Origin of the sequence: Halobacterium sp. R2-5 (genome assembly GCF_011734195.1) — an archaeon.
Classification (GTDB): domain Archaea; phylum Halobacteriota; class Halobacteria; order Halobacteriales; family Halobacteriaceae; genus Halobacterium.
This window is the reverse complement of the sequence record NZ_JAANTH010000001.1, coordinates 215,657-238,265: the sequence shown is the minus strand read 5'-3', so window position 1 is coordinate 238,265 and position 22,609 is coordinate 215,657. Positions and strand designations below refer to the sequence as shown.

Here is a 22,609-nt window from a genome sequence, read left to right as displayed (position 1 = left end):
GACAATTCGTGTGCGTGCGGAAACGCTTATCCGCGAGTGAACCAACCGACTTCTCATGAAGGTACTCGTCACGGACCCCATCGCGGACGCCGGCCTCGACCGGCTCCGCGACGCGGGCCACGACGTCGAGACCGCCTACGACGTGGAGGGCGACGCGCTCCTCGACGCCGTCAGCGACGCCCACGGCCTCATCGTCCGTTCCGGCACGGAAGTCACCGAGGAAGTGTTCGACGCCGCGCCCGAGCTCGTCATCGTCGGGCGCGCGGGCATCGGCGTCGACAACATCGACATCGACGCCGCCACCGACCACGGCGTCATCGTCGCGAACGCCCCCGAGGGGAACGTCCGCGCGGCCGCCGAGCACAGCGTCGCGATGTCGTTCGCCGCCGCGCGCTCCATCCCGCAGGCCCACGCCCGCCTCAAGGACGGCGAGTGGGCGAAAGGCGACTACCTCGGCACCGAACTCAACGGGAAGACCCTCGGCGTCGTCGGCCTCGGCCGCGTCGGCCAGGAGGTCGCCAAGCGCCTCGGCGGCCTCGGCATGGACCTCGTCGCCTACGACCCCTACATCGGCGAGGAGCGCGCCGAACAGCTCGGCGCCGACCTCGTGGAGTTCGAGGAGTGCATCGAGCGCGCGGACTTCGTCACCGTCCACGTCCCGCTCACCGACGAGACCGAGGGGCTGCTCGGCGAGGAGGAGTTCGCGCAGCTCGAGGGCGGCTACGTCGTGAACGTCGCGCGCGGCGGCGTCGTCGACGAGGACGCACTCGTCGAAGCCGTCGAAGACGACGTGCTCGCGGGCGCCGCCCTCGACGTGTTCGCGGAGGAGCCGCTGCCCGAGGACTCGCCGCTGCTGGACGTCGAGGACATCACGGTCACGCCGCACCTCGGCGCGTCCACGCAGGCCGCCCAGGAGCACGTCGCCACGTCCACCGCCGACCAGGTCGTCGCGGCGTTCGACGACGAGCCCGTGCTGAACGCGCTGAACGCGCCGAGCGTCGACGAGAGCGCGTTCGGCCGCATCGAGCCGTACATCGGGCTCGCCGAGACCGCGGGGAAGGTCGCCGCGCAGCTGTTCGACGGTCGCATCGAGCGCGTCGAAGTCAGCTACGAGGGCGACATCGCCGAGGAGGACCTCGACCTCGTCACGGCGAGCGCCCAGAAGGGCGTCTTCGAGCCCCTGGAGTGGCAGGTCAACGCCGTCAACGCCCCCCGGGTCGCCGAGGAGCGCGGCATCGACGTCACGGAGTCCAAATCCCGCCAGAGCGAGGACTTCCAGAGCCTCGTCTCCGTCACCGTCGGCGGGCGCGACGACGAGCTCACCGTCTCCGGGACGCTGTTCGCGGGCGACGACCCGCGGCTCGTGAAGATCGACGGCTACCGCGTCGACGCCGTCCCGCACGGCCACATGCTCGCCGCGCGCAACGAGGACGAACCCGGCGTCATCGGCTTCATCGGCACCGTGCTCGGGGACGCCGACGTCAACATCGCGGGGATGTTCAACGCCCGCGAGACCATCGGCGGCGAGGCGCTCACCGTCTACAACCTCGACTCCACCGTCTCCAAGGACGTCGTCGAGGAGCTGCTCTCCGACGACCGCATCATCGACGTCCAGGCTATCGAGCTCAACGGCGACTAGCGCTTTTCCGGCCGGCGGCCGTTCTCCCGGTGTGCCCAGCGTCTCCGACACGTACATCGAGAACCGCGTGCGCGTCCAGCCCGACGACACGAACAACTACGGGTCCGCCCACGGCGGCAACGTCGTGAAGTGGATGGACGAGGTCGGCGCGATGTCAGCGATGCGGCTCGCGGGGACGACCTGTGTCACCGCGCGCATCAGCGGCCTCGACTTCGAACGCCCGATTCCGCAGGGCGACATCTGCGTCATCGACTCGTACGCGTACGCCGCCGGCACGAGCAGCGTGCGCGTCCGGCTGCGCGCGTACCGCGAGGACCCGCGGAGCAGCGACGTCGAGCAGACGACGAGCTCGCACTTCGTGTTCGTCGCCGTCGACGAGGAGATGCAGCCCACGACGGTCCCCGACCTCGACGTCGAGACCGAGCGCGACCAGCGGCTCAGGCAGGAGGCGCTCGCCAGCGAGGGCGGCGACTGAGGCGGTTACAGCGCGTCCAGTACGCCGTCGGCGTCCGCGGGCACGGGCGTCGGATCGCCGCCGGCCGCAGCGGCCGCCTCGGGGTCCTTCAGGAGGTGGCCGGTGGTGAGGCAGACGACGCGCTCGTCGGCGTCGATTTCGCCCGCCTCGCGGAGCTTCAGGAGGCCCGCGACGCTCGCCGCGGACGCCGGCTCGACGCCGACGCCGTCCTCCGCGAGCATCCGCTGGGCCTCGGTGATCTTCTCGTCGGAGACGGCGACCGCCGTCCCGTCCGTGTCGTAGATGCCGGGCAGCGCCTTCGGCGCGTTCACGGGGTTCCCGATACGGATGGCGGTCGCCCGGGTCTCGACGTCGTCCCAGCGCTCGACGTAGTCCCGGCCCTGCTCGACGGCCTCGACCATCGGCGCGGCGCCCTCGGCCTGCACGCCCGTGAGCTTCGGCATCTCGGACTCGTCGAGCTCGCCCGCCGCGACGAGCTCGCGGAAGCACTTGTACAGCGCCGCCGTGTTCCCCGCGTTCCCGACCGGGAGCACGATGCGGTCCGGGAGGTGGCCGTGGGCGTCCCGGGACTGCTCTAAGATTTCGAGGCCGATGGTCTTCTGGCCCTCCAGGCGGAACGGGTTCAGGCTGTTCAGGAGGTACGCCTCCCCGCGGTCCGCGAGCTCCGCGACGACGTCGAGGCAGTCGTCGAAGTTGCCGTCCACCTCGCAGATGCGCGCGCCGTGCAGCGCCGCCTGTGCGACCTTCCCGGCGGCGACCTTCCCGGCCGGGAGGAGCACGAGCACGGGCGTGTTCGCGCGAGCGCCGTACGCCGCCAGCGCCGCGGACGTGTTCCCCGTCGAGGCGCACGCCAGCCGGTCGACGCCGAGCCGGTCGGCGACTTTGACGCCGACGGTCATCCCGCGGTCCTTGAAGCTGCCCGTCGGGTTCGCGCCCTCGTGTTTCACGCGGAGGTCCGCGACCCCCGCTTCGGCCTCGATTTCGGGCACGTCGTACAGCGGTGTGTTCCCTTCTCGAATCGTGACGCCCTCCTCGAACGGCAGGCCGGCGGCGTACCGCCAGACGCCGGCCCCGGAGAAGTCGTCGAACGTCGGGTACTCGGCGTAGCGGGCTTCCAGCAGGCCGCCGCAGTCGGGGCACTCGTACACCACGTCGTCGAACGGCGCGAGGGTCGCGCCGCACTCGACGCACGCCAGCCAGACGCCGTCGTCGGCGACGTCCGGCGTCGGGCCGCCAAGTGAGAGGTCAGTCATGCCTCGAACTCGGGGCTCGCGGTACAAGAAGCGGGTGGTCTCTACCGAACTTGCCTCGGCGTCGCGCTCGGACGCTCGTCTCGGTCACTCCCCGCGGTCGCCGTAGTCCCGGTCGCTCCAGTAGTGCTCGGAGACGTCGTCGTCCTCGAGGTAGTCCTCGAGGGCCTCGTAGACGACGTCGCCGAGGTCCTGTAGCTCGGACTCGACGGCGGCGACCGTACTGGAGTTCCAGGACGCCGTGGCGTCCCGATCGCGCCAGTCCTCGGGTAGCTCCGGGGGGTCCGCGCGCAGGCGGTCCTGCGTGGGGTCCCAGTAGAAGTCGAAGTCCTGGAACAGGCCGAGGTCGTCGACGGCCCGGACCTGCTGTTCGCTCATGCTCGTGTACTCCGCCCACTCGTTGAACCCCTCCGCCCACGCGCCCTCCTCGAGGAGGGCTTCGATGTCCTCGCGGCGGAAGTCCTCCGCGCCGCCCGTGTCCTCGGTCCACTCGAACTCCTCGGGTGCGCCGCGGTTCGAGAGGTCCGGCGAGTCGGGGATGGAGACGTCGAGGGTCATACCGGACGTTGCACGGCAGCGACAATAAAGCCCGGTCGCGACGGGCTCAGTCCACGAGCTCGACGAGCAGCGCCTTCTGGGCGTGCAGGCGGTTCTCGGCCTGCTGCCAGACCACGGACTGCTCGCCGTCGATGACGTCCGCCGTGACCTCCTCGCCGCGGTTCGCGGGCAGGCAGTGCATGAAGGCGGCGTCCCCGAGCAGGCCCTCGTCCACCTGGAACCCCTCGAAGGCGTCGAGGCGCTGCTCGCGCTCGTCCTCCTGACCCATGCTCACCCAGACGTCCGTGTAGACGACCTCGGCGTCCTCGACGGCGGCCTCCGGGTCCGTGGTTACGGTCACGTCGCCGTGCTCCTCGGTGCGCGCGATCACGGAGTCGTCGAGCGCGTACCCGGCGGGCGTGGCGACGTTGACGTCGTAGCCCATCATCGCGGCGCCGACCGTGAACGACGCCGCGACGTTGTTGCCGTCGCCGACCCACGCCACCGTCCCCGAGTCCCCGACGACCTCGCGGAGCGTCAGGAGGTCCGCGAGCGCCTGACACGGGTGGGCGTCGTCAGTGAGGCCGTTCACGACCGGAGTGTCGGCGTGCGCGGCGATCTCTTCGAGGTCGCCGTGGTCGAAGACCCGCGCCATCACCGCGTCGACGTACCGGCCGAGCGCGCGAGCGGTGTCCGCGACGGGCTCCCCGCGGCCGAGCTGGATGTCGTCGTCACCGAGGAAGACCCCGTGGCCGCCGAGCTGGGTCATCCCCACCTCGAAGCTCACCCGGGTTCGCGTCGAGGGCTTCTCGAACAGCATCGCCAGCGAGCGCCCGGGGAGGGCCTCGTGGGGCATGCCGTCGGCTTGCGCGCGCTTCAACGCGGCCGCGTCGTCAACGACGCCGGCCAACTGCTCCGTCGTGAGGTCGTCGATTGTCAGGAAGTGCATAGCCTGTCTGCTGCGGTGGTGAGTACGTCGACGCCGCGGTCGAACGCGGCGAGGTCGATGCGTTCGTCGGGCGCGTGGTCGAACGCGGAGTCCCCGGGGCCGTACGTGGCCACCGGGCAGTCCCACGCGCCGGCGTAGATGTTCGCGTCGCTCGTGCCGGTCTTCCGGAGGTGCGTCGGGTCGCCGCCCGCCTCGCGGATGCCCGCGCGGAGCGCGCCCGCGACGGAGGTACGGGGACTCGACATCACGGGCGGAATCGACTCCGTCCACGTGACCGACCCTTCGGTCGTGCAGTCCGCGACCGTCTCGCGGACGTCTTCAGCGGTGGTGCCCGGCGGCAGGCGGAACTGCACGTCGACGGTCGCCTCGACCGCCTGGCCGTCCTCGGCGAGCCCGCCGTCGAAGGAGACGGGCTTGACGGTCACCGACTCGAAGACGGTCTCGTCGTCGGGGAACGCCGCCTGCACGCGCTCGGTCCACGCGGTCGCGAGCTGGACGGCGTTCGGCTCCGGGCGCGAGGAGTGCCCGCTCTCGGTGGCGACCTCGTAGGTCGCGGACGCCAGCCCGCGGTAGCCCAGCGTGAGCGCGTCCCAGCCAGAGGGCTCGCCGTTCACGACGGCGTCGGGCTCCGCGCGATCCTCGACGAGGTGGCGCGCGCCCGCCGAGGTCGTCTCCTCCTCGACGACGCCCGCGAACGACGCGCCGGTCTCGACGCTCGCCGCGGCCATCGCGGCCAGCGGCCCGGTCGCGTCGACGCTGCCGCGTCCCCAGAGTTCGCCGTCCTCGACGCGCACGCCGACGTGTCCGGGGACAGTGTCGACGTGGCTCGTGAGGAGCACGCTGTCGTCGCCGGGCGCGCGGACGTTGCCGGCGTCGTCAATCCGCGCCTCGCGCCCGTGGGCCTCGAAGTAGTCCACGAGCACGGCCGCGGCCTCGGATTCCGCACCCGAAACGGAGGGGGTCGAGACGAGCGCTTCGAGGAGCTCCCGTGGCGTCATAGCTCCTCGGCGAGCGCGTCGACCACGCGGTCGGCGTGTGACTCGGTGACGGTTAGCGGCGGTAAGAGCCGCACTACGGTCCGCCCGGCGGGGAGCGCGAGAATCCCGTGGTTCAGCGCCAGCGACTTCAGCGCCCGGTTCGCCCCCCGTTTCACCTCGACGCCGATCATGAGCCCCTCGCCGCGGACGTCCCGAACGGGGAGCTCCGCGAGCTGTTCCTGGAGGTAGCCGCCGACGCTCGCCGCGTTCGCCGCGAGGTCGTCGTCCTCCAGCACGTCGAGTGTCGCGAGCGCCGCGGCACAGGGCACGGGCCCGCCGGAGAACGTCGAGCCGTGGTCGCCGCTGTCCTCGGCGAGCCAGTCCGCGACCAGCGTCGCGCCGACGGGGAGGCCGCTGCCCAGCCCCTTCGCGACGGTGAGCGCGTCCGGCACGACGCCCGCCTGCTCGCACGCCCACAGCGTGCCCGTGCGTCCGAGCCCGGTCTGAATCTCGTCGAAGACCAGCGCCGCGCCCGCGTCGTCGCAGGCGTCCCGGGCGGCCTGCAGGTAGCCCTCTGGCGCGGGGTGGACGCCGCCCTCGCCCTGCACCGGTTCCAGCAGGACCGCGGCCGTCTCCTCGTCGACGGCGTCGGCGAGCGCCTCGCTGTCCCCGTAGTCGACGAACTCGACGTTGTCGGGGACCGCGAACCCCTCGCGGTACTTCTGCTTCCACGTCGCCGCCAGCGACCCGAGCGTGCGGCCGTGGAACGCGCGCTTGGCGGCGACCACCTTCTCGCGGCCGGTCGCGTGGCGCGCGAACTTCAGCGCCGCCTCGTTGGCCTCCGTCCCCGAGTTACAGAGCCAGACGTTGTCCATCGCGCCGGGCGCCAACTCGCCGAGGCGGTCGTACAGCGCGGTCCGCGTCTCGGTCGGGTACGAGCCCTGCACGAACAGCAGGTCGCTGGCCTGGGATTCGACGGCCTCGACCACGTCGGGGTGGCAGTGGCCGACCGGTGCGCACGCGTACGACGCGCCCACGTCGAGGTACTCGTTCCCGCCGTCGTCGTAGACGTACGGCCCCTCGCCGGACTCGATCTGGATGGGCTTCTCGCCGAAGACGAACCCGCTCATGAGAGCGCCTCCGGGCGGAAGTGCGTGCCCCCGCCCTCCAGCGCGGCGACGATGGGGTCGCGGCGGTTCGCGTCCGCCACCACGACCTCTTCGGCGCCGTCTTCGAGGGCTTCGGTCGCCGCCATCACCTTCTTCGTCATGAACCCCTCCGCGGCGTCCTTCGCGCCGTCGAGGTCCGCGGGGGTCACCACCTCGTCGATGAGCGAGTCCGGGTCGTCGGGGTCCGCGTAGACGCCCTCGACGTCCGTCAGCACGACGAGCGTGGCGTCGAGCGCGCCCGCGACGGCCGCCGCCGCGCGGTCCGCGTCCGCGTTCACGGGCGTCCACTCCTCGGCGTCGCCGCTCTCCGCCGCGAACATCGGCACCGACACCACGGGCACGTAGCCCGCGTCCAGCTGGGTCTCCAGCAGGTCGGTGTTGACCTCCTCGATGGTGCCGGAGTGCTCGCCGCGGCGAATCTTCTTCTTGCCGTCCTCGACGACGCGCACCGCGGACTTCCGCGGGCCCGACAGGAGCTTCCCGTCGACGCCGTTCAGGCCGACCGCCGGCACGCCCGCGTTCTCGAACGCCGCGACGAGGTCGGTGTTCACCTTCCCCATCGCCATCTCGAAGACGTCCATCGTCTCCGCGTCCGTGAACCGGCCGGTGACGCCCGACGGCGTCTCCACGTACTCCGGCTCCTTCCCCATCTGTTCGAGCGCGTCGTCGACCGCCGTCGACCCGCCGTGGACGACCACGACGTCCTCGTCGTTGACCGCGAGGTGCGCGACGTCCGTCACCGCGCCCTCCGGGTCGACGGCGCGCGCGCCGCCGATCTTGACGACTACAGTCATGGGCTTCCCACCGGGTGTAACCCGAGCTGGTCGAGGCCCGCGGTCTCCTCGAAGCCGAGCGCGACGTTCGCCGCGTGCACGGCCTGCCCCGCGGAGCCCTTCATCACGTTGTCGATGGCCGAGAACGTCACGACGCGCTCGTTCCCCGGGTCGAGCTCGAAGCCGACCTCGGCCTTGTTCGTGCCGGCGACGGCCTTCGGCTCGGGGTAGCGGTAGACGCCGCTGCCGCCCGCGACCGTCTCCACGAACGGCTCGTCGTCGTACGTCTCGCGGTACGCGCCCCAGAGGTCGCCCTTCGAGACGGGGCCGTCGGGGAACACGTGGCAGGTCGCGCTCGCGCCGCGGACCATGTCCACGGCGTGCGCGGTGAACGAGACGGAGAGCCCGAGGAACTGCTCGATTTCGGCCTCGTGGCGGTGGCCGGTCGGCGCGTACGGGCGCACGACGCCCGAGCGCTCGGGGTGCGAGGACGCCGGGCCGCCGCCCGCGCCGCCCTCCGAGGAGCCGACTTTCACGTCCACGACGACGTCCGCGCCGTCGAGGACGCCGGCCTCCGCGAGCGGGAGCAGGCCGAGTATCGTCGCGGTGGCGTTGCAGCCGCCGCTCGCGATCAGGTCCGCGCCGTAGAGGTCGTCGCGGGAGAGCTCCGGGAGCGCGTACACCGCGTCGTCGAGGTGTTCGGGCGCGCTGTGGCCGTCGTACCAGTCGTCGTACTGCGCCTCGGTGTCGAGGCGGAAGTCCGCGCTCAGGTCGATGACGGTGTCCGCCACCTCGCGCCACTCGTCGACGTGCTCCATGGAGACGCCGTGGGGCGCCGCCGCGAACAGGACGTCCACGGAGTCGAGGTCCGACGGCTCCGTGAAGCGCAAATCGAGCCCGCGGAGGTTCGGGTGGACGCTGCCGACGGTCTTGTTCGCGTACTCGCGGCTGGTCGCCTGCGCCACCGCGAACTCGGGGTGGCCGGCGAGCAGGCGCAGGAGCTCGCCGCCCGCGAACCCGCTCGCGCCCACGACTGTCGCGGTGGCGTTCGCCTCGTCGCCGTCGTCGGCTTCCGCGACGGCCATTACGGCGCCACCTCCACGCCGGCCTCGGCTTTCGCCTCCAGCCAGTCGACGACCGCGGCGGGCACGTCGACGTCGCTGGCGTCGTTCAGCGCCTTGAACTCGACCGTGTGGTTGACCTCGTGGACGGTGTAGCCGTCCCCGGTCTCCATCAGGTCGACGCCGAGCAGGCCGCCGCCGACCGCGTCGCTGGCTTTCTCGACGAGTTCCGCGACCTCGTCGGTCACCTCGAAGGACTCGGTCTCGGCGCCCTTCGCGGCGTTCGTCAGCCAGTGGTCGCCCGAGCGCGTCATCGCGGCGACGGGCTCGCCGTCGAGCGCGACCACGCGGATGTCCCGTCCCGGCTTCGCCACGAAGTCCTGGACGTAGAACACCTTGTGCTCGTAGTGGCCGAGGGTCGCCTTGTGTTCGAGGACGGCCTCGGCGGCGTTCCGCGAGTCGAGTTTCGCCATCAGGCGGCCCCACGAGCCCACGACGGGCTTCAGCACGCACGGGTAGCCGTACTCCTCGACGACGTCGAGCGCGCTCTCGGTGGTGTACGCGACCGTGGTGTCGGGCGTGGGGAGCCCCGCCTCCGAGAGCGCGAGACTCGTCCGCACTTTGTCCGCGCAGACGGCCGCGGTGTCGGGGCTGTTCACGACGGGGACGCCGTAGTGCTCGCAGAACTCCGTGGTGTACTTGCTGCGACTGGTCGCCAGGCAGCGGTCGACCACGATGTCGCAGTCCTCGATAGCGGCGTCGGTGCCGTCGAGGCCGAAGCCGTGCTTGCGCACGTCGATCTTCTCGACGTCGTGGCCGCGCTCGCGGAGCTCGGCGAGCAGCAGCTTCTCGTCCTTCCGAATCCGGGAGTACAGGATGCCGACGCGCAACTTACTCCCCCCAGTCCTCGGAGAGCTCTGGGGCTTTGTCGAGGACCGCGGGGTCGGTTTCGATGACTTCCAGCTCGGTTCCGCAGGTACCACAGTCGACGATCTCGCCGACCTCCAGGTCGTCGTGCAGGGTCAGCTCCGACCCGCACTCGGGACACGTGCTCATAGCAACTCCCCCTTCTCACTACACACACTTAAGCTAACCGAACCTGTCAAACAAATAAAACGAACTGAAGAAACGACTAACGGCGCGAAAACGCCGAGGAGAGGAGAACAACCGTAACCGAACCCATAGTAAGTGAAGTGTTTATTCGCCCCTGTCGGGGCGGTCGCGGTCGTCGCGGCGCGGCCGCTGCGGGCGCGGCGTGGCGCTCGCTGCTCGCGGCCACCGCGTCACTCATACGTCGCCACCTCCGCGGCCAGGTCGTCGGCGGCCGCCGACAGCGCCGACTCGCGGTTCTCGACCGTCTCCTCGTCCAGTGTGATCTCCTCGCGCACGTCCGCGAGCGCTTCCCGCACCGCCGCGGGCGCGGGGCCGCCCGTCGAGTCGCGCTGCGCGACGTTCGTCGCGGGGTCCAGTGCCGCCGCCACGACCTCCGCGTCGGCGAGCTCCGACAGCGGCTTCCCGGTCACCTCGCGGGCCGCCGCGTCCACCGCGTCGAGGTCCGCGCCCTGCTCGCGGCTATCGCCGCTCGCGTGTTCCGAGGCGCGTTGCGTCTCGCTCTGCTCTGAAGCGAGCGCGACTATCTCGTGTGCCGTACGGAACGGCATCCCCGCCGCCGCGAGCGCGTCCGCGACGCCGGTCGCCGTCGAGAACCCCTCGCCGGCCGCGGCTTCCAGTTCTTCGGCGGGCCACTCCGCGGTCGCGACGGCGCCCGCGGCCACCTCGACCGCGTCGGTCATGTCGTCGGCGGCGCCCCACGCGTGCGGCGTCGCGCGCTGCAGGTCGCGGTTGTACGCCCGCGGCAGCCCCTTCAGCGTCGTCGCGAGGCTCGTGTACGCGCCCACCGCGTCGCCCGCGGTCGCGCGAACCAGCTCCAGCGTGTCCGGGTTCTTCTTCTGTGGCATGATCGAGGACGTCGACGAGTAGTCGTCGCTCAGCTCCACGAACCCGCGGTTCGCGAACAGCACGACGTCCTCCGCGAGCCCCGAGCACGTCACCGCGACCGAGGACAGCGCCGCCACCGCCTCCAGCAGGAAGTCGCGGCTCGCGGCCGCGTCCGTGGCGTTCGTCACGACGCCGTCGAAGCCCAGGAGGTCGGCGGTGCGCTCGCGGTCCACGTCGAACGTGGTACCCGCGAACGCCGCGCCGCCCAGCGGTGACTGGTTCGCGCGGTCGAACGCGTCCAGCAGCCGGCCGGTGTCGCGGGCGAGCGTCCCCTCGTAGGAGAGCGCCCAGTGCGCGACCGTCGTCGGTTGGGCGGGCTGGAGGTGCGTGTACCCCGGCATCACCGTCTCTGCCTCCGCGTCGGCGACGTCCGCGAGTGCGCCGCGGAGCGCGAGCACCGCGTCGAGCGCTTCCAGCAGGTCCTCGCGCAGGCGACAGCGGATGCAGGTCGCGACCTCGTCGTTGCGCGAGCGCGCCGTGTGCATCTTCCCGCCGACCGGGCCGACGCGCTCGACGACCGCCGTCTCGATGGCCTCGTGGACGTCCTCGCCGTCCGGCAATGCGTCGAAGCCGGCGTCCTCGACGTCGTCGAGCGCGCCCAGAATCGCCGCCGCCTCGCCGTCGTCGACGATGCCCTGCTCGGCGAGCATCACGACGTGCGCGCGGTCGACCGCGAGGTCCGCCGCGAAGATGCGGTCGTCGGCGTCCATCGAGGAGAGGAACGACCGCGCGGGGCCGCCGCTGAAGCGGTCGCGGCGCACCACCGTGCCGTCGCCCTCCCCGCTCATTCCTCGTCCCCGTCCGTCGACCCCGCGGCGCCGCCGTCCGGCGCGATTTCGGGCTTGCTCGCGTTCGCGAGACGCGACTGGAAGCCGTGGTACTTCGCCACGCCCGTCGCGTCGCCCTGCTCGATGCCGTTGACCGTCTCCGTGTCGAAGCTCGCGGCGTCAGCGGAGTACACCGCGTACTCGCTGTCGCGGGCGACCGGGCGGGCCTGCCCGCCCTCGAACTTCACGGTGACCGTGCCGGTGACCTTCTGCTGGGTCTCCGCGAGGAAGCCGTTCAGCGCGTCCATCAGCGGGTGGTCGACGAGGCCCTCGTAGGCCTTCTCGGACCACTGCTGGCTGATCTGCTGGCTGAACTCGCGCTCGTCCTTCGTGAACACGAGCTGTTCGAGCGCCTCGTGAGCGGTCAGCAGCGTCGTCGCCGCCGGGTGCTCGTAGTTCTCGCGGACCTTCAGGCCGAGCATGCGGTCCTCCATCATGTCCGTGCGGCCGACGCCGTAGCTCCCGGCGAGGTCGTTCAGGTACTCGATGAGCGGCACCGGCTCCATCTCGTTCCCGTTCACCGCGACCGGGACGCCGCTCTCGAAGGAGATGTCGATGGTCTCCGTCTCGTCGCCCGGAGCGTCCGTCCAGTCGTAGATGTCCGCCGGCGGCTCGTAGCCGGGGTCCTCGAGCTGGCCGCCCTCGACCGAGCGGCTCCAGAGGTTCGTGTCGATGCTCCACTCGCCGTCGTTGCCCGCCTCCACCGGCAGCCCCTTCTCGGCGGCGTAGTCGATCTCCCACTCGCGCGTGAGGCCGAGTTCGCGGACCGGCGCGATGACCTCGAGGTCGCTGGCGCGCCAGACGGCCTCGAAACGCAGCTGGTCGTTGCCCTTCCCGGTGCAGCCGTGCGCGAGCGCCGCGCAGTCGTGCTCTTCGGCGACTCCGAGAATCGCCTCTGCGATGACCGGGCGCGCGAGCGCGGTGCCCAGCGGGTAGCCCTGGTAGGTGGCGTTCGCCTGCACCGCGTCGAAGCAGAGGTCGGCGAACTCCGCCTTCGCGTCCACGACGTAGTGCTCGACGCCGAGCGCGTCGGCCGTCTCGCGGGCCTCCGCGAACTCGGCGTCGGGCTGACCGACGTCGACCGTGACGCCGATGACGTCGTCGTAGCCGTACTCCTCTTTCAGCAGCGGTACGCAGACCGTCGTGTCGAGCCCGCCCGAGAAGGCGAGCGCGACCGTTCCTTCCGTCATTGTGTGTTCCGTGTGTAGTGTGTGCCGCGACGTTCGAGCGTCGATACGAGACCGAGAACGAGGGATGTAGCTGTAGTGGGGTCAGAAGGACCCCGGTCGTCGCGGCACGCGACGGGAGGACGCCGGACAGCCGGCGGCCCCGCGGCTCACCGAGGGCGAGCGGCGGGCGTGAACCGGCGGCTGCGTCATTACTTCCCAGAATTGGCTCCGGCGGCATAAGCGTTCCTGAATCCACGCTACCACACCACACGCGAGCCTGAACGCTTTTCCCGGTGGTTTGCTAACCACCGCACATGACCTCCCCGCGCGGTAGCCTCGACGTCGAGGACCTGCTCAAGATCGTGCTCGTGCTCGTCGTCGTCTGGATCGCCCTCGAAATCCTGGAGGCCGTCATCGGCGTGCTCGGCGGCCTCCTCGGGCTCGCGCCACCGCTCATCGGCGCCGTCATCGTCGTGTTGGTCGTGCTGTGGCTGCTCGACAAGATCTAACGTCAGCGCTTTCCCGCTCGACTCCCGACTAGGGCGCGTGTACAGCGTGAACGCTCCGGTGCCGGCCGAACTCAACGAGGTCGCCGCCGACCTCCGCCCGGCGCTGACGGGGTTCGACCGCATCCGCGAGCGCCACGAGCAGACGCTGCTCGTCAAGCGCGTCCCCGCCGACGACCGCAAACAGCTCCGCACCGCGTGGCAGACCGCGAAAGACGCCCTCGACGGCGCGCCCGTCGTCGAGGCGCGCGTCTCCGAAGTCCAGTCCTTCGAGAACCCGCCGAACGGCTCCAGCCCGGTCGTCTATCTCGCCGTCGAGAGCCCCGGCCTCCACGGCATCCACCAGCGCCTCTGTCAGGTGTTCGACCCCGTCCCCGTCATGGAGGGCGGCGACGACTACGACCCCCACGTCACGCTCGCGCGGGACGCCGACGGCTTCCGCGGCCGCCGCGCCGTCGAGAACGTCGTCGGCCGCGACGTCGGCCCCGTCACGTGGACCATCGACGAACTCTACCTCTACGACGCCGAGTACGGCGAACGCGTCGACACGCTCTCCCTTCCCGCTTGAGTCAGCCGATTCTGCTGTCGGTTCCGTCCCCGAGTTCGACGCCTCGAGATCCCCGAGGCTGTGCCCCTTTCGGTCCGCCCGCTACCGGCTGACAAACCGCTACGGGTGGGACTGAAAGGGGCCGTGCCGTCGGCGAACCCGGACGACGCAAGCACGCGAGCGGAGCGAGGCGCGAAGTGCCTCGGTTTGCGCGAACGGGGAGCGAAGCGACCCGTGAGCAGCGAGCGCGCGCAGCGAGTCCCGGGAGTCGACGGCGCGGGGGCTTTCGAGGTGTTGTTGGACTTGCTGAGGGCGCTATCTCCCGCTACGGAGGCTATGGGCGAGGTGGCTGGCCGTCGTAGGCGTCGAGGTCGGTGTAGAAGTTCAGCATCGACACGCGGAGCTTCTCGGGGTCGATGTCGACGAGTTCGCGGCGCTCCTCCGGCGGGAACGTCGGGTTCACGCTGTACTTCCGCATCGCGGTGCGGCTCTCCTTGGTGTACCGGCGGTCGACGAGCATGCGCACGCCGAAGTCGTCGGGGGAGCGAATCACGCGGCCCATCGCCTGCCGGGTCTTCCGAACGGTGGGAATCTCGACGGCGTACCGCCAGCCGGCGTCCTCGTTGCGGCGGTCCTCGCGGTCGCCGAACACGCGGCCGTAGGCGTCCTGGACGGCTTCGGCGCGCGCGTCGAGGTGGGGGTAGGGGACGCCGACGACCGCGACGGTGCGGGCGTCGTCGCCGTCGAAGCTCACGCCCTCCGCGAGCGTCCCCCACAGCGACGTGAACAGGACGCCGTTGCGGTCGTCGGTGAACGTCTGGCGGAGCTCCTCGGCGCTCGTGCCGGGTTCGTCGAGGTAGCGCGCGGCGCTCACGTCTCCCAGTAAATCGTGGTAGCGTTCGGCTTCCGCGTAGCTCGGGAAGAAGAACAGGCAGTTCCCGGGCGTGAACTCGACGGCGTCGCGGAGCGCGCCCGCGACCTCGCGCTGGGTGTCGGGGTCGTCGCGGTTCGAGGAGAACAGCGGCTCCGTGTCCACCGCGAACGTCCGGCGGCGCTCCTCGGGGAACTGGAGGCCGAACGCCATCGTCTCGGGGTCGTCGAGCCCGAGCACGTCGGCGGTGACGTCGAACGGCCGGAGCGTCGCGCTCATCAGGACGCTCGCGTGCACCGCGTCGAAGAGGTCCGTCGTGACGTCCCGCGGGATGCACGTGTACAGCTCCGCGCGGCCGTAGACGTCGTCGGTGCCCTCGTCGCGGCGTACCGCCGCAGTCGGGTACTGGCCGAGCTCGCCGCCGTCCTCGACGTACGTCTCCACGAATTCGGCCGCCTGCAGCACGAAACACTCCCGGCGGGTGGTCGTCTCGCCGTTCCGGTAGGCCTCGTCGTACTCGTCGTCGAGGTACTCGCCGAGCGCGAGCGCGTCGTCGACGTCTTCCTTGATGCCGGGACCCGTGTACTGCTGGAGGAACGCCAGCGTCAGGTCATCGCGGCGGTCCTCGTTCGCGACGGGGACGTCCGTCCAGTTCCCGTCGACTTCCGAGCGCGCGAGCGACTGGTCGCCGCCCGGGCCGAACGCGTCTTCGTACGTCTCCACGAGCGCGTCCCGGAACGCCGACAGCACGCGCTCGGCGGCGGCACCGCGGTCGTCGGTGACTTCCTCCAGCTCGGAGAGCGCGCTGTCGAGGCTGTTCTCCGTGAGCGTCTCCGCGGCGTGGTCGCGCGCGGCGTCCTCGACGTTGTGCGCCTCGTCGAACACCACCACCACGTCCTCGGGGTCGCGGCCCAGCCAGCGGAAGAACTGCGCTCGGATCCCGGGGTCGAGCAGGTGGTGGTAGTTGCAGACCGCGAGGTCGACGCCCTCGATGCCGTCCTTCAGGAGCTCGTACCCGCAGAGCCCCTGCTCTTCGGCGTAGTCGTAGATGTCCTCGGGGGTGCGGACGCCGTCGTAGAGCCACTCGTAGAACTCGTCGTTGTCCCCGACGAGGTTCTCGTAGTAGCGCTCGCAGACGTTGCCCTCCCGGAGGTCCTCGAGTTCGTCTTCGACGGAGTCGAGCTCCTCCAAGACCGCTTCGCGGGCTTCCGCGGCCTCGCTGTCGCCGTCCTGGCTCTCCTCCAGCAAGGCCTGCTGGCGCTCCTCGAGCTGGCGCTTGTCGCGCTCGGCGTCCACGACCTCGTGGGTGTTGTCGCGGAGCACCTGGCACTCCTCGTAGTCGACGTCGATGTGGCACATCGACCCCTTCCCCTTGAAGACGACCGCGCGCAGCGGGGCGGCGTCGTGAATCTCGCGGGCCTCGCGGACGAACTGGCGCATCTGCTGGTGGACGTTCGTCGTGATGACGACCGTCTTGTTCGTCTCGCGGGCGTGCGAGAGCGCCGGCGCGAGCGCGGCGAGGGTCTTCCCGGTGCCGCAGGCGCCCTCGAAGAGGACGTCCCGGCCGCCGTCGAGGGCGTCGCGGATGCCGTCCATCGCCTCCCGCTGGTTGTCGTACGGCGACGGCTTCGGGAAGAACTGCATGTACTCCGGGGAGTTGCTCGCGGCCACGTTGGGGCGGCTTTCGGCGCGACGGCGTATAAACGTCCGGCTCCCAGCGGAAGTGGTCGCGGCGGTAGCGGGGCTCCGCCGCCCGGCCCCGCACGGTTTAGGCACACCAAAACGTATATTCGTGGGTGGGTCCCTACGGGGTAGTAATGGCAGTCTCGCAGGACCGCGAGGACGACGCATCGACCGTCGGCGAGGGCGTCGCGGCGTTCCAGTCCTCGCCAAACCGCACGGTGTTCACCGAATCGGACAACCCCGACGGCTGGCTCTCCACGGACTACACCGTCGACGTCGAACGCTGACTCGCAGCAAGAACTGAGACGGCAGCTACCGGAGCGCTACTTCTCGATCGCGTCCGGCGTGACCAGCGTGTCGTCCTCGAGGTAGTGCTCGACGTGGTGAGCGTCTTCCTCGACCTGCACGAGGTTCTCGCGGAGGATTTCGGCGGTCGCGTGGTCGCCGAGGTTCCCCGCGAGTTCGACGTGCTCGCGCAGCGTCTCGATGATGTCGCCGTACATCTCGAGGTCGTGTTCGAGGGACGTCCGGATGTCGTAGACGTCCTCGTCCTCGGGCTCCACCGGCGACGCCTCCTGGAGCGTGACGGGGCTGGCGTGCGGGACGCCGCCGAGGGCCTGCACGCGCTCCGCGAGGATGTCCGCGAAGTCCTCGGCGTGCTCGGCGGCCTCGTCGAGGAAGAGGTGGAGGTCGCGGAACTCCGCGCCCTCGACGTTCCAGTGGTGCTTCTTGATCTGGTGGTAGAGGACGTACGTCGCCGCCAGGTCGGTGTTCAGCGCGTCGATGATCTGTTCGGCCTTCTCCTCGCCGATGCGGAGTCCGTCGGAGCCTTCCACGTCGCCGGCGTGCTGTAGCACGTGCTTCTGAGTGCTCATTGTATTTCTACGTACACCGCCCACCCACTTAAAGGTTTACCAGGTCAGAAAATATATTTTGTAGATGCGAAAGCAGAGTTACCGATTGTCGTTTCTCAGTCGCCGTTCGCGGGCTCGACGTACACCTTCGACAGCGCCGGATTCGCCTCCTCCAAGGCGGTCTCGACGTCCCGGATCGCGGCCTCGATCTCGGTGGTTGCGAGCCCCTCGACGAACGCCACGTCAGCGGTCAGCAGCACGTCGTTCGGCCCGAAGTACACCGTCCGGAACCCCACGATCTCGTCGACGTCCGCGTGGTCCTCGATGATGCGCTCGAGCTCGTTCTCGTCGGCCTTCGGCAGGCTCTCCCCGAGCAGCAGGCGCTTGTTCTCCCACGCCAGCGCCACCGCGAACGCCATCAGCAGGATACCGATGAGCAGCGCCGCTCCCGCGTCGTAGACGTGGTTCCCGGTCTGCTCGGTGAGGAAGATGCCCACCAGCGCCAGCCCGAGGCCGAGCAGCGCCACCGTGTCCTCCGTGAGCGCGGTCAGCGTCGTCGTGTCGCTGGTGCGGCGGAACGCCTCACGGAGCCCGCTCCAGCCGTGGCGAGAAATCTGTCGCTGCATCTCCTGGTAGGCCTTCACGAACGCGTACGTCTCGAAGCCGATGCCGCCGAGCAGCACCGCGTAGCTCGCCCACACGCCCGGGAACTCGTAGCCGAGCAGGTTCGCCTGGCGGCCGAGCACGCGCCCGTGGCCGGTGAGCGCCTCGTAGCCGTGTGAGGCGGACTCCCAGCCCGCGATGCCGAACAGCATCACGCTCACGAGGAAGGAGTAGAAGAACTGCGCCTTCCCGTACCCGAACGGGTGCGAGCGCGTCGCGTCCCGCGCGCCGTACCGGATGCCGATGAGCAGGAACACCTGGTTGCCGGTGTCCGAGATGGAGTGGTACACCTCCGAGAGCATCGCCGGGCTCCCGGTGACGAGAAACGCGAGGAACTTCAGCACGGCAATCGCGCCGTTCGCGAACAGCGCAGCGAGCACAACCGACTTGCTTCCGGCCATTTCGTCGTGATTCAGTCCGCCGACACATAGGTATTGGCCCGGACCCAAGACGCGGATGTGCCAGAGTACCAACCCGGCGCGTGCAACATCGGTCACGCGGAGCGACGCAGACGCTACCTCACCGGCGTCATCGGGTTCGCCGCCACCGCGCTCCTCGTCGCGGCGGTCGCCACCCTCCAGACACCCCCGGTGTGGCTGCTCGCGACCGTCGCGCCGCTGTTCGTCGGCTTCCTCGGCGTGCTGCAGGCCCGCGCGGGCTTCTGCGTCGGCTTCGCGATGGCGGGCGTCTACGACGTCAGCGACGACGGCGGGAACCGCCACACTGCGCCCGAAGCCGGCCAGCGCGCCGACCGCAAGCGCGCCATCGTGCTCCCGGTGCAGGCGCTCGCGCTCGCGACCGCGGCCGCGCTCGCACTCTACCTCGTCGCCCGAGCCGTCTCGTAACAGTCACGGCCGCGCGGCCGGTACGCCCGGCCATGATCGCCGTTCTGTCCGACACCCACAGCACGGACGGCCACGACTTGCGGGGGCGCGCGCTGGACGCCGTCCGCGAGGCCGACACCGTCGTGCACGCCGGCGACTTCACGACCGAGTCAGCGCTAGAGGCGTTCTACGACGCGAGCGAGCAGCTGTTCGCGGTCCACGGGAACGCCGACGAGCCAGCCGTCTCCGACCGCCTCCCCGAGGCCCGCACGCTCGACGCGGCGGGCTTGACAGTCGCGGTGACGCACCGCCAGCGCGGCGGGACGACGGGGCTGGCGTTCTTCGGCCGGGAGCGCGGCGCCGACCTCGTCGTCTCCGGGCACACCCACCAGCCGTCCGTGACCGAGACGGAGGACGTCACGCTGCTGAATCCGGGCAGCCACGCCGACCCGCGGGGCAACCCCGCGGCGCACGCCGAACTCCACCCCGAGGACGGCGGCGTTCGCGGCGAGATTCGAGACCGCAGCGGGGACGTGCTGCGGGAGTTCCGGGTGGAGGGCCGGTAGAATCAGCGGGGACGGGCGAGGGGGCGCGCCCGCCGTTACCAGGCCGAGGGGAGCCTGTACCACCTTCTACCACGGGAGGTATCAAGTAGCCGACGCAGACTCAAACCGCGATTTTAGCCACTACCGGGCGTACCACGCGCCGGCGACGAGCGCGAGCGCGAGCAGGCCGCCGAGGAAGAACAGCACGCCCGCGGGCAGCGACGCGGCGGCGTCGACGGCCGACCCCGTCGCCTGCTCGCTCTCCGCGACCAGCCCCGAGAGCTCGCTGGTCGTCTCCACGCCGCTGCTCCCCGTCTCTGCCCCCGGCGCCTGCAGGCCGGTGCCGACGAACCGCTGGACGAGCAGGCTCGCGACGCCGAGCACGCCCACTGCGCCGAGCAGGTTCGCGAGCGCCGAGCGCACCGACTTGCTCTCCTCCTCGTCGCCCGCGAACAGCACCACGGGCGCGTCCGAGGGCGCGTACACGCTCATCTCGCGCCCCTTCGCGGAGTAGCGCGTGTCGCACTCGTCGATGAGCTCGGCGTCCTCCAGCTTCTCCAGGTGGTACTGGGCGTTCTGCAGGGAAGTGTCGCACTCCTCGGCGAGCTCGGACGGCGTCGCCGGGGTGTCGTGGATGGCGGCGTACAGGTCCCGGGCGGTCCCCGAGGACAGCGCCGACAGCAGGCGGTCGGCGTCCTCGGAGGCGACGCCGACGACGCGGGGCTCGCCGTCGGGCGCCTCGGCCTCCGAGCGGGAGGGCAGCAGGCCGGACATGCTCCCCGATTCACGTTGGAGTGCAATCAGTTTTCCTGACTCCGGCGCTCGCCGTGTCCGTGGTCTCGGTCGTTCGCCCCGCTCTCCCTCCGGCCCACGCTCGCGGGGGAAACGACTAATGCCCGCGGCCCGAACCCCGTGGTATGGTGGAACTCGGCCCCGCGTTCTACGTCCTCGCCGCCGCCTTCCTGTTGTTCGTGTTCTTCCTGTTCATGTTCGTCCGCCGGACGCTCGCGGGCTTCAAGGAGGGATTCCAGAGCGGGAAGGGCGGCAACGGCTAGAGCGCGCGCCCGACGGCCTCGACTGCCTCGGTGACGTCTGCGTCGTCCACGTCGAGGTGTGTACACAAGCGCACGGTGTACTCGCCGAACGCCGACCCGCGGACGCCCTCGTCCTCGCAGCGCTCCAGCAGCGCTTCCGCCGTCAGGCCCGACTCAGTCGTGTCCACGAGCACGATGTTCGTCTCCGGCTCCGGCACCGAGAGCCCGGGTAGGTCGTCTAATCCAGCCGCCAGCCGCTTCGCGCGCTCGTGGTCGACGTGCAGGCGGTCGCGGCTCTCCAGCGCCTCCAACCCGGGCGCCGCGATGATACCCGCCTGCCGCATCCCGCCGCCCATGAGCTTGCGGACGCGGCGCGCCTCTTCGACGAACTCCTCGCTGCCCGCGAGCATCGACCCGACGGGTGCGCCCAGCCCCTTCGAGAGGCAGAACATCGCGGAGTCGACGGGCGCGAGCAACTCTGCGGCGTCGACGTCGAGCGCGGTCGCCGCGTTGAACACGCGCGCCCCGTCGACGTGGACGGGGACCCCGAGGTCGCGGGCGGCCTCAACCGCGGCCGCGACGTCGTCGGCCGGCACCGGGATGCCGCCCTTGACGTTGTGCGTGTTCTCCAGGCAGAGCAGTCCCGTGCCCGCGCGGTGGAGGTCCTCCGCGACGAACCCGTCCCGTACCTGCTCGGGGGTCGGCGCGCCGTTCGCACCGCCGTCGTACGTCCGTACCTGGAGCTGGGAGTGCTGAGCGAACCCGCCGAGCTCGTACTTGTAGACGTGGCTCTCGCGCTCGACGAGCGCCTCCTGCCCGCGGTCGGTGTGGACCCGTGCGGCGATCTGGTTGCCCATCGTTCCCGTCGGCACGTACATCGCGGCCTCCTTGCCGACCGCGTCGGCGGCGCGGCGCTCCAGTTCGTTCACTGTGGGGTCCTCGCCGTAGACGTCGTCGCCGACCTCGGCGTCCGCCGCGGCCGCCCGCATCTCCTCGCTCGGTCTCGTCACCGTGTCGCTGCGCAGGTCTTTCACGGTGACTGCTCGGCCGCCCAGCGGCAAAAGTGAGTTGTCTAGCGACCCAAGTTTTCGATTCGAAAAGTCCTTCCACGCGTTCGCGCCAAACGTTCGGTATGGACTCCCGCATTCACCGCCACGCCGAAATCATCGTCGACCGCGCTATCGACCTGCAGCCCGACGAGAACGTCGTGGTGAGCCTGCCGCCGGTCGCGGAGGACCTCGCCGTCGCGCTCTACGAGGAGATCGGGAAGGTGGGCGCCAACCCCGTGATGCTCTCCCGCGGGGACCGCGGCATCGGCACGGACCGCGCCGCGCGCGCGTACCTCCGCGAGGTCGACGCCGACGACATCTCCGAGCCCGAGCACCTCCTGAAGCTGTTCGAGCACACGGACGCCGCCGTCGTCGGCCGCCCCCACGAGAACGTCAGCGAGCAGAGCGACGTCAGCACGGAGGTCGGCTCCGCGTTCGCCGCTGCTTACCGCGACGTGCTGAACGCCCGCCTCGACACGAAGTGGTGTCTCACGCACTACCCGGCGCCCGCGGACGCCCAGCTCGCGGAGATGTCCACGGCGGCCTACGAGGATTTCGTCTACGACGCGATGCTCAAAGACTGGGACGAGGTCGAGGCCCACCAGGAGCAGATGGTCGAGATCCTCGACCCCGCCGACGAGGTCCGCATCGTCTCCGGGGACACGACGGACGTCACGATGAGCGTGGCGGAGATGACGACACTGAACGACTGCGGGACGAACAACCTCCCCGCGGGCGAGGTGTTCACCGCGCCCGTTCCGGACAGCGTGGAGGGCGAAGTCCTCTTCGACAAGCCGGTCTACCACCAGGCCCGCGAGATTCAGGGCGCGTGGCTGCAGTTCGAGGACGGCGAGGTCGTGGACTTCGCTGCCGACCAGAACGAGGACGTTCTGGAGGGCATCCTGAACACGGACGACGGCGCGCGACGGCTCGGCGAACTGGGTATCGGGATGAACCGCGACATCGACCGGTTCACGTACAACATGCTGTTCGACGAGAAGATGGGCGACACCGTCCACATGGCGCTCGGCCGCGCGTACCCGGACACGGTCGGCGAGGACGTCGAGCAGAACGACTCCGCGAAGCACGTCGACATGATCGTCGACATGAGCGAGGACTCGTACATCGAGGTCGACGGCGAAATCGTCCAGCGGAACGGAACCTTCCGGTTCGAAGACGGCTTCGAAGAGTAGCGAGTGTCGGAACGAG

The 22,609-nt window shown here is 70.4% G+C and carries 25 protein-coding genes; 9 read left to right on the top strand and 16 right to left on the bottom strand.

The genetic code is table 11. The features are described from left to right. Window positions 1-55 precede the first annotated feature (55 nt). Window positions 56-1,639 (top strand): phosphoglycerate dehydrogenase, encoded by a 1,584-nt coding sequence (gene serA / locus G9C83_RS01340; protein WP_167244330.1) that lies wholly within the window; start codon window positions 56-58, stop codon window positions 1,637-1,639. 31 nt (window positions 1,640-1,670) lie between these two features. Continuing rightward, entirely contained in the window at window positions 1,671-2,114 is a 444-nt protein-coding gene (locus G9C83_RS01335; RefSeq protein ID WP_167244329.1) for an acyl-CoA thioesterase, read from the top strand. Between the two features lie 5 nt (window positions 2,115-2,119). Here G9C83_RS01335 and thrC read toward each other — a convergent pair whose 3' ends face one another. The 11 genes from thrC to G9C83_RS01280 form a co-directional block, all read right to left on the bottom strand. After that, window positions 2,120-3,367, bottom strand: coding sequence for a threonine synthase (thrC, locus tag G9C83_RS01330; RefSeq protein WP_167244328.1), 1,248 nt, complete (start codon window positions 3,365-3,367; stop codon window positions 2,120-2,122). An 84-nt stretch (window positions 3,368-3,451) separates the two neighbouring features. Next, a complete protein-coding gene (locus tag G9C83_RS01325) occupies window positions 3,452-3,922 on the bottom strand; it encodes a hypothetical protein (RefSeq protein ID WP_167244327.1) in 471 nt (156 codons plus the stop codon). Between the two features lie 46 nt (window positions 3,923-3,968). After that, window positions 3,969-4,850: an ornithine carbamoyltransferase gene (gene argF, locus G9C83_RS01320; RefSeq protein WP_167244326.1), complete on the bottom strand. Its 882-nt coding sequence runs from the start codon at window positions 4,848-4,850 to the stop codon at window positions 3,969-3,971. After that, window positions 4,838-5,848, bottom strand: coding sequence for a [LysW]-lysine hydrolase (locus tag G9C83_RS01315; RefSeq protein ID WP_167244325.1), 1,011 nt, complete (start codon window positions 5,846-5,848; stop codon window positions 4,838-4,840). Before G9C83_RS01315 ends, argF begins: the two co-directional genes overlap by 13 nt. After that, window positions 5,845-6,957, bottom strand: coding sequence for an aspartate aminotransferase family protein (locus G9C83_RS01310; RefSeq protein ID WP_167244324.1), 1,113 nt, complete (start codon window positions 6,955-6,957; stop codon window positions 5,845-5,847). Before G9C83_RS01310 ends, G9C83_RS01315 begins: the two co-directional genes overlap by 4 nt. Then, window positions 6,954-7,790 carry an acetylglutamate/acetylaminoadipate kinase gene (locus tag G9C83_RS01305; RefSeq protein WP_167244323.1) on the bottom strand — a complete coding sequence of 279 codons (837 nt, stop codon included), beginning with the start codon at window positions 7,788-7,790 and terminating at the stop codon, window positions 6,954-6,956. Before G9C83_RS01305 ends, G9C83_RS01310 begins: the two co-directional genes overlap by 4 nt. Next, window positions 7,787-8,854, bottom strand: coding sequence for an N-acetyl-gamma-glutamyl-phosphate reductase (argC, locus tag G9C83_RS01300; RefSeq protein WP_167244322.1), 1,068 nt, complete (start codon window positions 8,852-8,854; stop codon window positions 7,787-7,789). The genes G9C83_RS01305 and argC overlap by 4 nt, the downstream gene beginning before the upstream one ends. Next, a complete protein-coding gene (lysX, locus tag G9C83_RS01295; RefSeq protein ID WP_167244321.1) occupies window positions 8,854-9,720 on the bottom strand; it encodes a lysine biosynthesis protein LysX in 867 nt (288 codons plus the stop codon). Before lysX ends, argC begins: the two co-directional genes overlap by 1 nt. Window position 9,721: 1 nt before the next feature. Then, window positions 9,722-9,886 (bottom strand): lysine biosynthesis protein LysW, encoded by a 165-nt coding sequence (gene lysW, locus G9C83_RS01290; RefSeq protein ID WP_167244320.1) that lies wholly within the window; start codon window positions 9,884-9,886, stop codon window positions 9,722-9,724. Between the two features lie 227 nt (window positions 9,887-10,113). Further along, on the bottom strand, window positions 10,114-11,616 hold the full coding sequence (argH, locus tag G9C83_RS01285) for an argininosuccinate lyase (RefSeq protein ID WP_167244319.1): 1,503 nt from the start codon (window positions 11,614-11,616) through the stop codon (window positions 10,114-10,116). Next, entirely contained in the window at window positions 11,613-12,845 is a 1,233-nt protein-coding gene (locus tag G9C83_RS01280) for an argininosuccinate synthase (protein WP_167244318.1), read from the bottom strand. Before G9C83_RS01280 ends, argH begins: the two co-directional genes overlap by 4 nt. 293 nt (window positions 12,846-13,138) lie before the next feature. On the opposite strand from G9C83_RS01280, the gene G9C83_RS01275 reads away from it, so the two are divergent. After that, a complete protein-coding gene (locus G9C83_RS01275) occupies window positions 13,139-13,333 on the top strand; it encodes a hypothetical protein (RefSeq protein ID WP_167244317.1) in 195 nt (64 codons plus the stop codon). Between the two features lie 37 nt (window positions 13,334-13,370). Continuing rightward, window positions 13,371-13,898, top strand: coding sequence for a 2'-5' RNA ligase family protein (locus G9C83_RS01270; protein WP_167244316.1), 528 nt, complete (start codon window positions 13,371-13,373; stop codon window positions 13,896-13,898). A 313-nt stretch (window positions 13,899-14,211) separates the two neighbouring features. Here G9C83_RS01270 and G9C83_RS01265 read toward each other — a convergent pair whose 3' ends face one another. Further along, window positions 14,212-16,392 carry an ATP-dependent DNA helicase gene (locus G9C83_RS01265; protein WP_167245661.1) on the bottom strand — a complete coding sequence of 727 codons (2,181 nt, stop codon included), beginning with the start codon at window positions 16,390-16,392 and terminating at the stop codon, window positions 14,212-14,214. A gap of 173 nt (window positions 16,393-16,565) precedes the next feature. Between G9C83_RS01265 and G9C83_RS01260 the strand changes: the two genes are divergently transcribed. After that, complete coding sequence (locus G9C83_RS01260; protein ID WP_167244315.1) at window positions 16,566-16,718, top strand: hypothetical protein; 153 nt, start codon at window positions 16,566-16,568, stop codon at window positions 16,716-16,718. Window positions 16,719-16,754: 36 nt separating this feature from the next. Here the strand turns inward: G9C83_RS01260 and dpsA are convergent, their stop codons facing one another. Both dpsA and G9C83_RS01250 read right to left on the bottom strand, forming a co-directional pair. After that, window positions 16,755-17,306, bottom strand: coding sequence for a DNA starvation/stationary phase protection protein DpsA (gene dpsA / locus G9C83_RS01255; protein WP_167244314.1), 552 nt, complete (start codon window positions 17,304-17,306; stop codon window positions 16,755-16,757). A 95-nt stretch (window positions 17,307-17,401) separates the two neighbouring features. Then, a complete protein-coding gene (locus G9C83_RS01250; RefSeq protein WP_167244313.1) occupies window positions 17,402-18,349 on the bottom strand; it encodes a cation diffusion facilitator family transporter in 948 nt (315 codons plus the stop codon). Window positions 18,350-18,406: 57 nt separating this feature from the next. On the opposite strand from G9C83_RS01250, the gene G9C83_RS01245 reads away from it, so the two are divergent. Both G9C83_RS01245 and G9C83_RS01240 read left to right on the top strand, forming a co-directional pair. After that, window positions 18,407-18,793: a hypothetical protein gene (locus tag G9C83_RS01245; RefSeq protein WP_167244312.1), complete on the top strand. Its 387-nt coding sequence runs from the start codon at window positions 18,407-18,409 to the stop codon at window positions 18,791-18,793. Window positions 18,794-18,825: 32 nt separating this feature from the next. Beyond that, window positions 18,826-19,338 carry a metallophosphoesterase gene (locus tag G9C83_RS01240; protein WP_167244311.1) on the top strand — a complete coding sequence of 171 codons (513 nt, stop codon included), beginning with the start codon at window positions 18,826-18,828 and terminating at the stop codon, window positions 19,336-19,338. 120 nt (window positions 19,339-19,458) lie between these two features. Here G9C83_RS01240 and G9C83_RS01235 read toward each other — a convergent pair whose 3' ends face one another. Next, window positions 19,459-20,091, bottom strand: a complete 633-nt coding sequence (locus G9C83_RS01235) for a helix-turn-helix domain-containing protein (protein ID WP_167244310.1) — start codon at window positions 20,089-20,091, stop codon at window positions 19,459-19,461. A 143-nt stretch (window positions 20,092-20,234) separates the two neighbouring features. Between G9C83_RS01235 and G9C83_RS01230 the strand changes: the two genes are divergently transcribed. After that, on the top strand, window positions 20,235-20,372 hold the full coding sequence (locus G9C83_RS01230; protein ID WP_167244309.1) for a hypothetical protein: 138 nt from the start codon (window positions 20,235-20,237) through the stop codon (window positions 20,370-20,372). Here the strand turns inward: G9C83_RS01230 and G9C83_RS01225 are convergent. Then, window positions 20,369-21,385: a low specificity L-threonine aldolase gene (locus G9C83_RS01225; RefSeq protein WP_167244308.1), complete on the bottom strand. Its 1,017-nt coding sequence runs from the start codon at window positions 21,383-21,385 to the stop codon at window positions 20,369-20,371. The genes G9C83_RS01230 and G9C83_RS01225 overlap by 4 nt on opposite strands. 98 nt (window positions 21,386-21,483) lie before the next feature. Here G9C83_RS01225 and G9C83_RS01220 point away from each other — a divergent pair, with 98 nt between their 5' ends. Beyond that, a complete protein-coding gene (locus G9C83_RS01220) occupies window positions 21,484-22,593 on the top strand; it encodes an aminopeptidase (protein ID WP_167244307.1) in 1,110 nt (369 codons plus the stop codon). Window positions 22,594-22,609 lie beyond the last annotated feature (16 nt).

Coding starts and splice junctions, on each gene's coding strand:
- serA (WP_167244330.1), top strand. CDS start 56: ATGAAGGTACTCGTCACGGACCCCATCGCGGACGCCGGCCTCGACCGG.
- thrC (WP_167244328.1), bottom strand. CDS start 3,367: ATGACTGACCTCTCACTTGGCGGCCCGACGCCGGACGTCGCCGACGAC.
- G9C83_RS01325 (WP_167244327.1), bottom strand. CDS start 3,922: ATGACCCTCGACGTCTCCATCCCCGACTCGCCGGACCTCTCGAACCGC.
- argF (WP_167244326.1), bottom strand. CDS start 4,850: ATGCACTTCCTGACAATCGACGACCTCACGACGGAGCAGTTGGCCGGC.
- G9C83_RS01315 (WP_167244325.1), bottom strand. CDS start 5,848: ATGACGCCACGGGAGCTCCTCGAAGCGCTCGTCTCGACCCCCTCCGTT.
- G9C83_RS01310 (WP_167244324.1), bottom strand. CDS start 6,957: ATGAGCGGGTTCGTCTTCGGCGAGAAGCCCATCCAGATCGAGTCCGGC.
- G9C83_RS01305 (WP_167244323.1), bottom strand. CDS start 7,790: ATGACTGTAGTCGTCAAGATCGGCGGCGCGCGCGCCGTCGACCCGGAG.
- argC (WP_167244322.1), bottom strand. CDS start 8,854: ATGGCCGTCGCGGAAGCCGACGACGGCGACGAGGCGAACGCCACCGCG.
- lysW (WP_167244320.1), bottom strand. CDS start 9,886: ATGAGCACGTGTCCCGAGTGCGGGTCGGAGCTGACCCTGCACGACGAC.
- argH (WP_167244319.1), bottom strand. CDS start 11,616: ATGAGCGGGGAGGGCGACGGCACGGTGGTGCGCCGCGACCGCTTCAGC.
- G9C83_RS01280 (WP_167244318.1), bottom strand. CDS start 12,845: ATGACGGAAGGAACGGTCGCGCTCGCCTTCTCGGGCGGGCTCGACACG.
- G9C83_RS01275 (WP_167244317.1), top strand. CDS start 13,139: ATGACCTCCCCGCGCGGTAGCCTCGACGTCGAGGACCTGCTCAAGATC.
- G9C83_RS01265 (WP_167245661.1), bottom strand. CDS start 16,392: ATGCAGTTCTTCCCGAAGCCGTCGCCGTACGACAACCAGCGGGAGGCG.
- G9C83_RS01260 (WP_167244315.1), top strand. CDS start 16,566: ATGGCAGTCTCGCAGGACCGCGAGGACGACGCATCGACCGTCGGCGAG.
- dpsA (WP_167244314.1), bottom strand. CDS start 17,306: ATGAGCACTCAGAAGCACGTGCTACAGCACGCCGGCGACGTGGAAGGC.
- G9C83_RS01250 (WP_167244313.1), bottom strand. CDS start 18,349: ATGGCCGGAAGCAAGTCGGTTGTGCTCGCTGCGCTGTTCGCGAACGGC.
- G9C83_RS01240 (WP_167244311.1), top strand. CDS start 18,826: ATGATCGCCGTTCTGTCCGACACCCACAGCACGGACGGCCACGACTTG.
- G9C83_RS01235 (WP_167244310.1), bottom strand. CDS start 20,091: ATGTCCGGCCTGCTGCCCTCCCGCTCGGAGGCCGAGGCGCCCGACGGC.
- G9C83_RS01230 (WP_167244309.1), top strand. CDS start 20,235: ATGGTGGAACTCGGCCCCGCGTTCTACGTCCTCGCCGCCGCCTTCCTG.
- G9C83_RS01220 (WP_167244307.1), top strand. CDS start 21,484: ATGGACTCCCGCATTCACCGCCACGCCGAAATCATCGTCGACCGCGCT.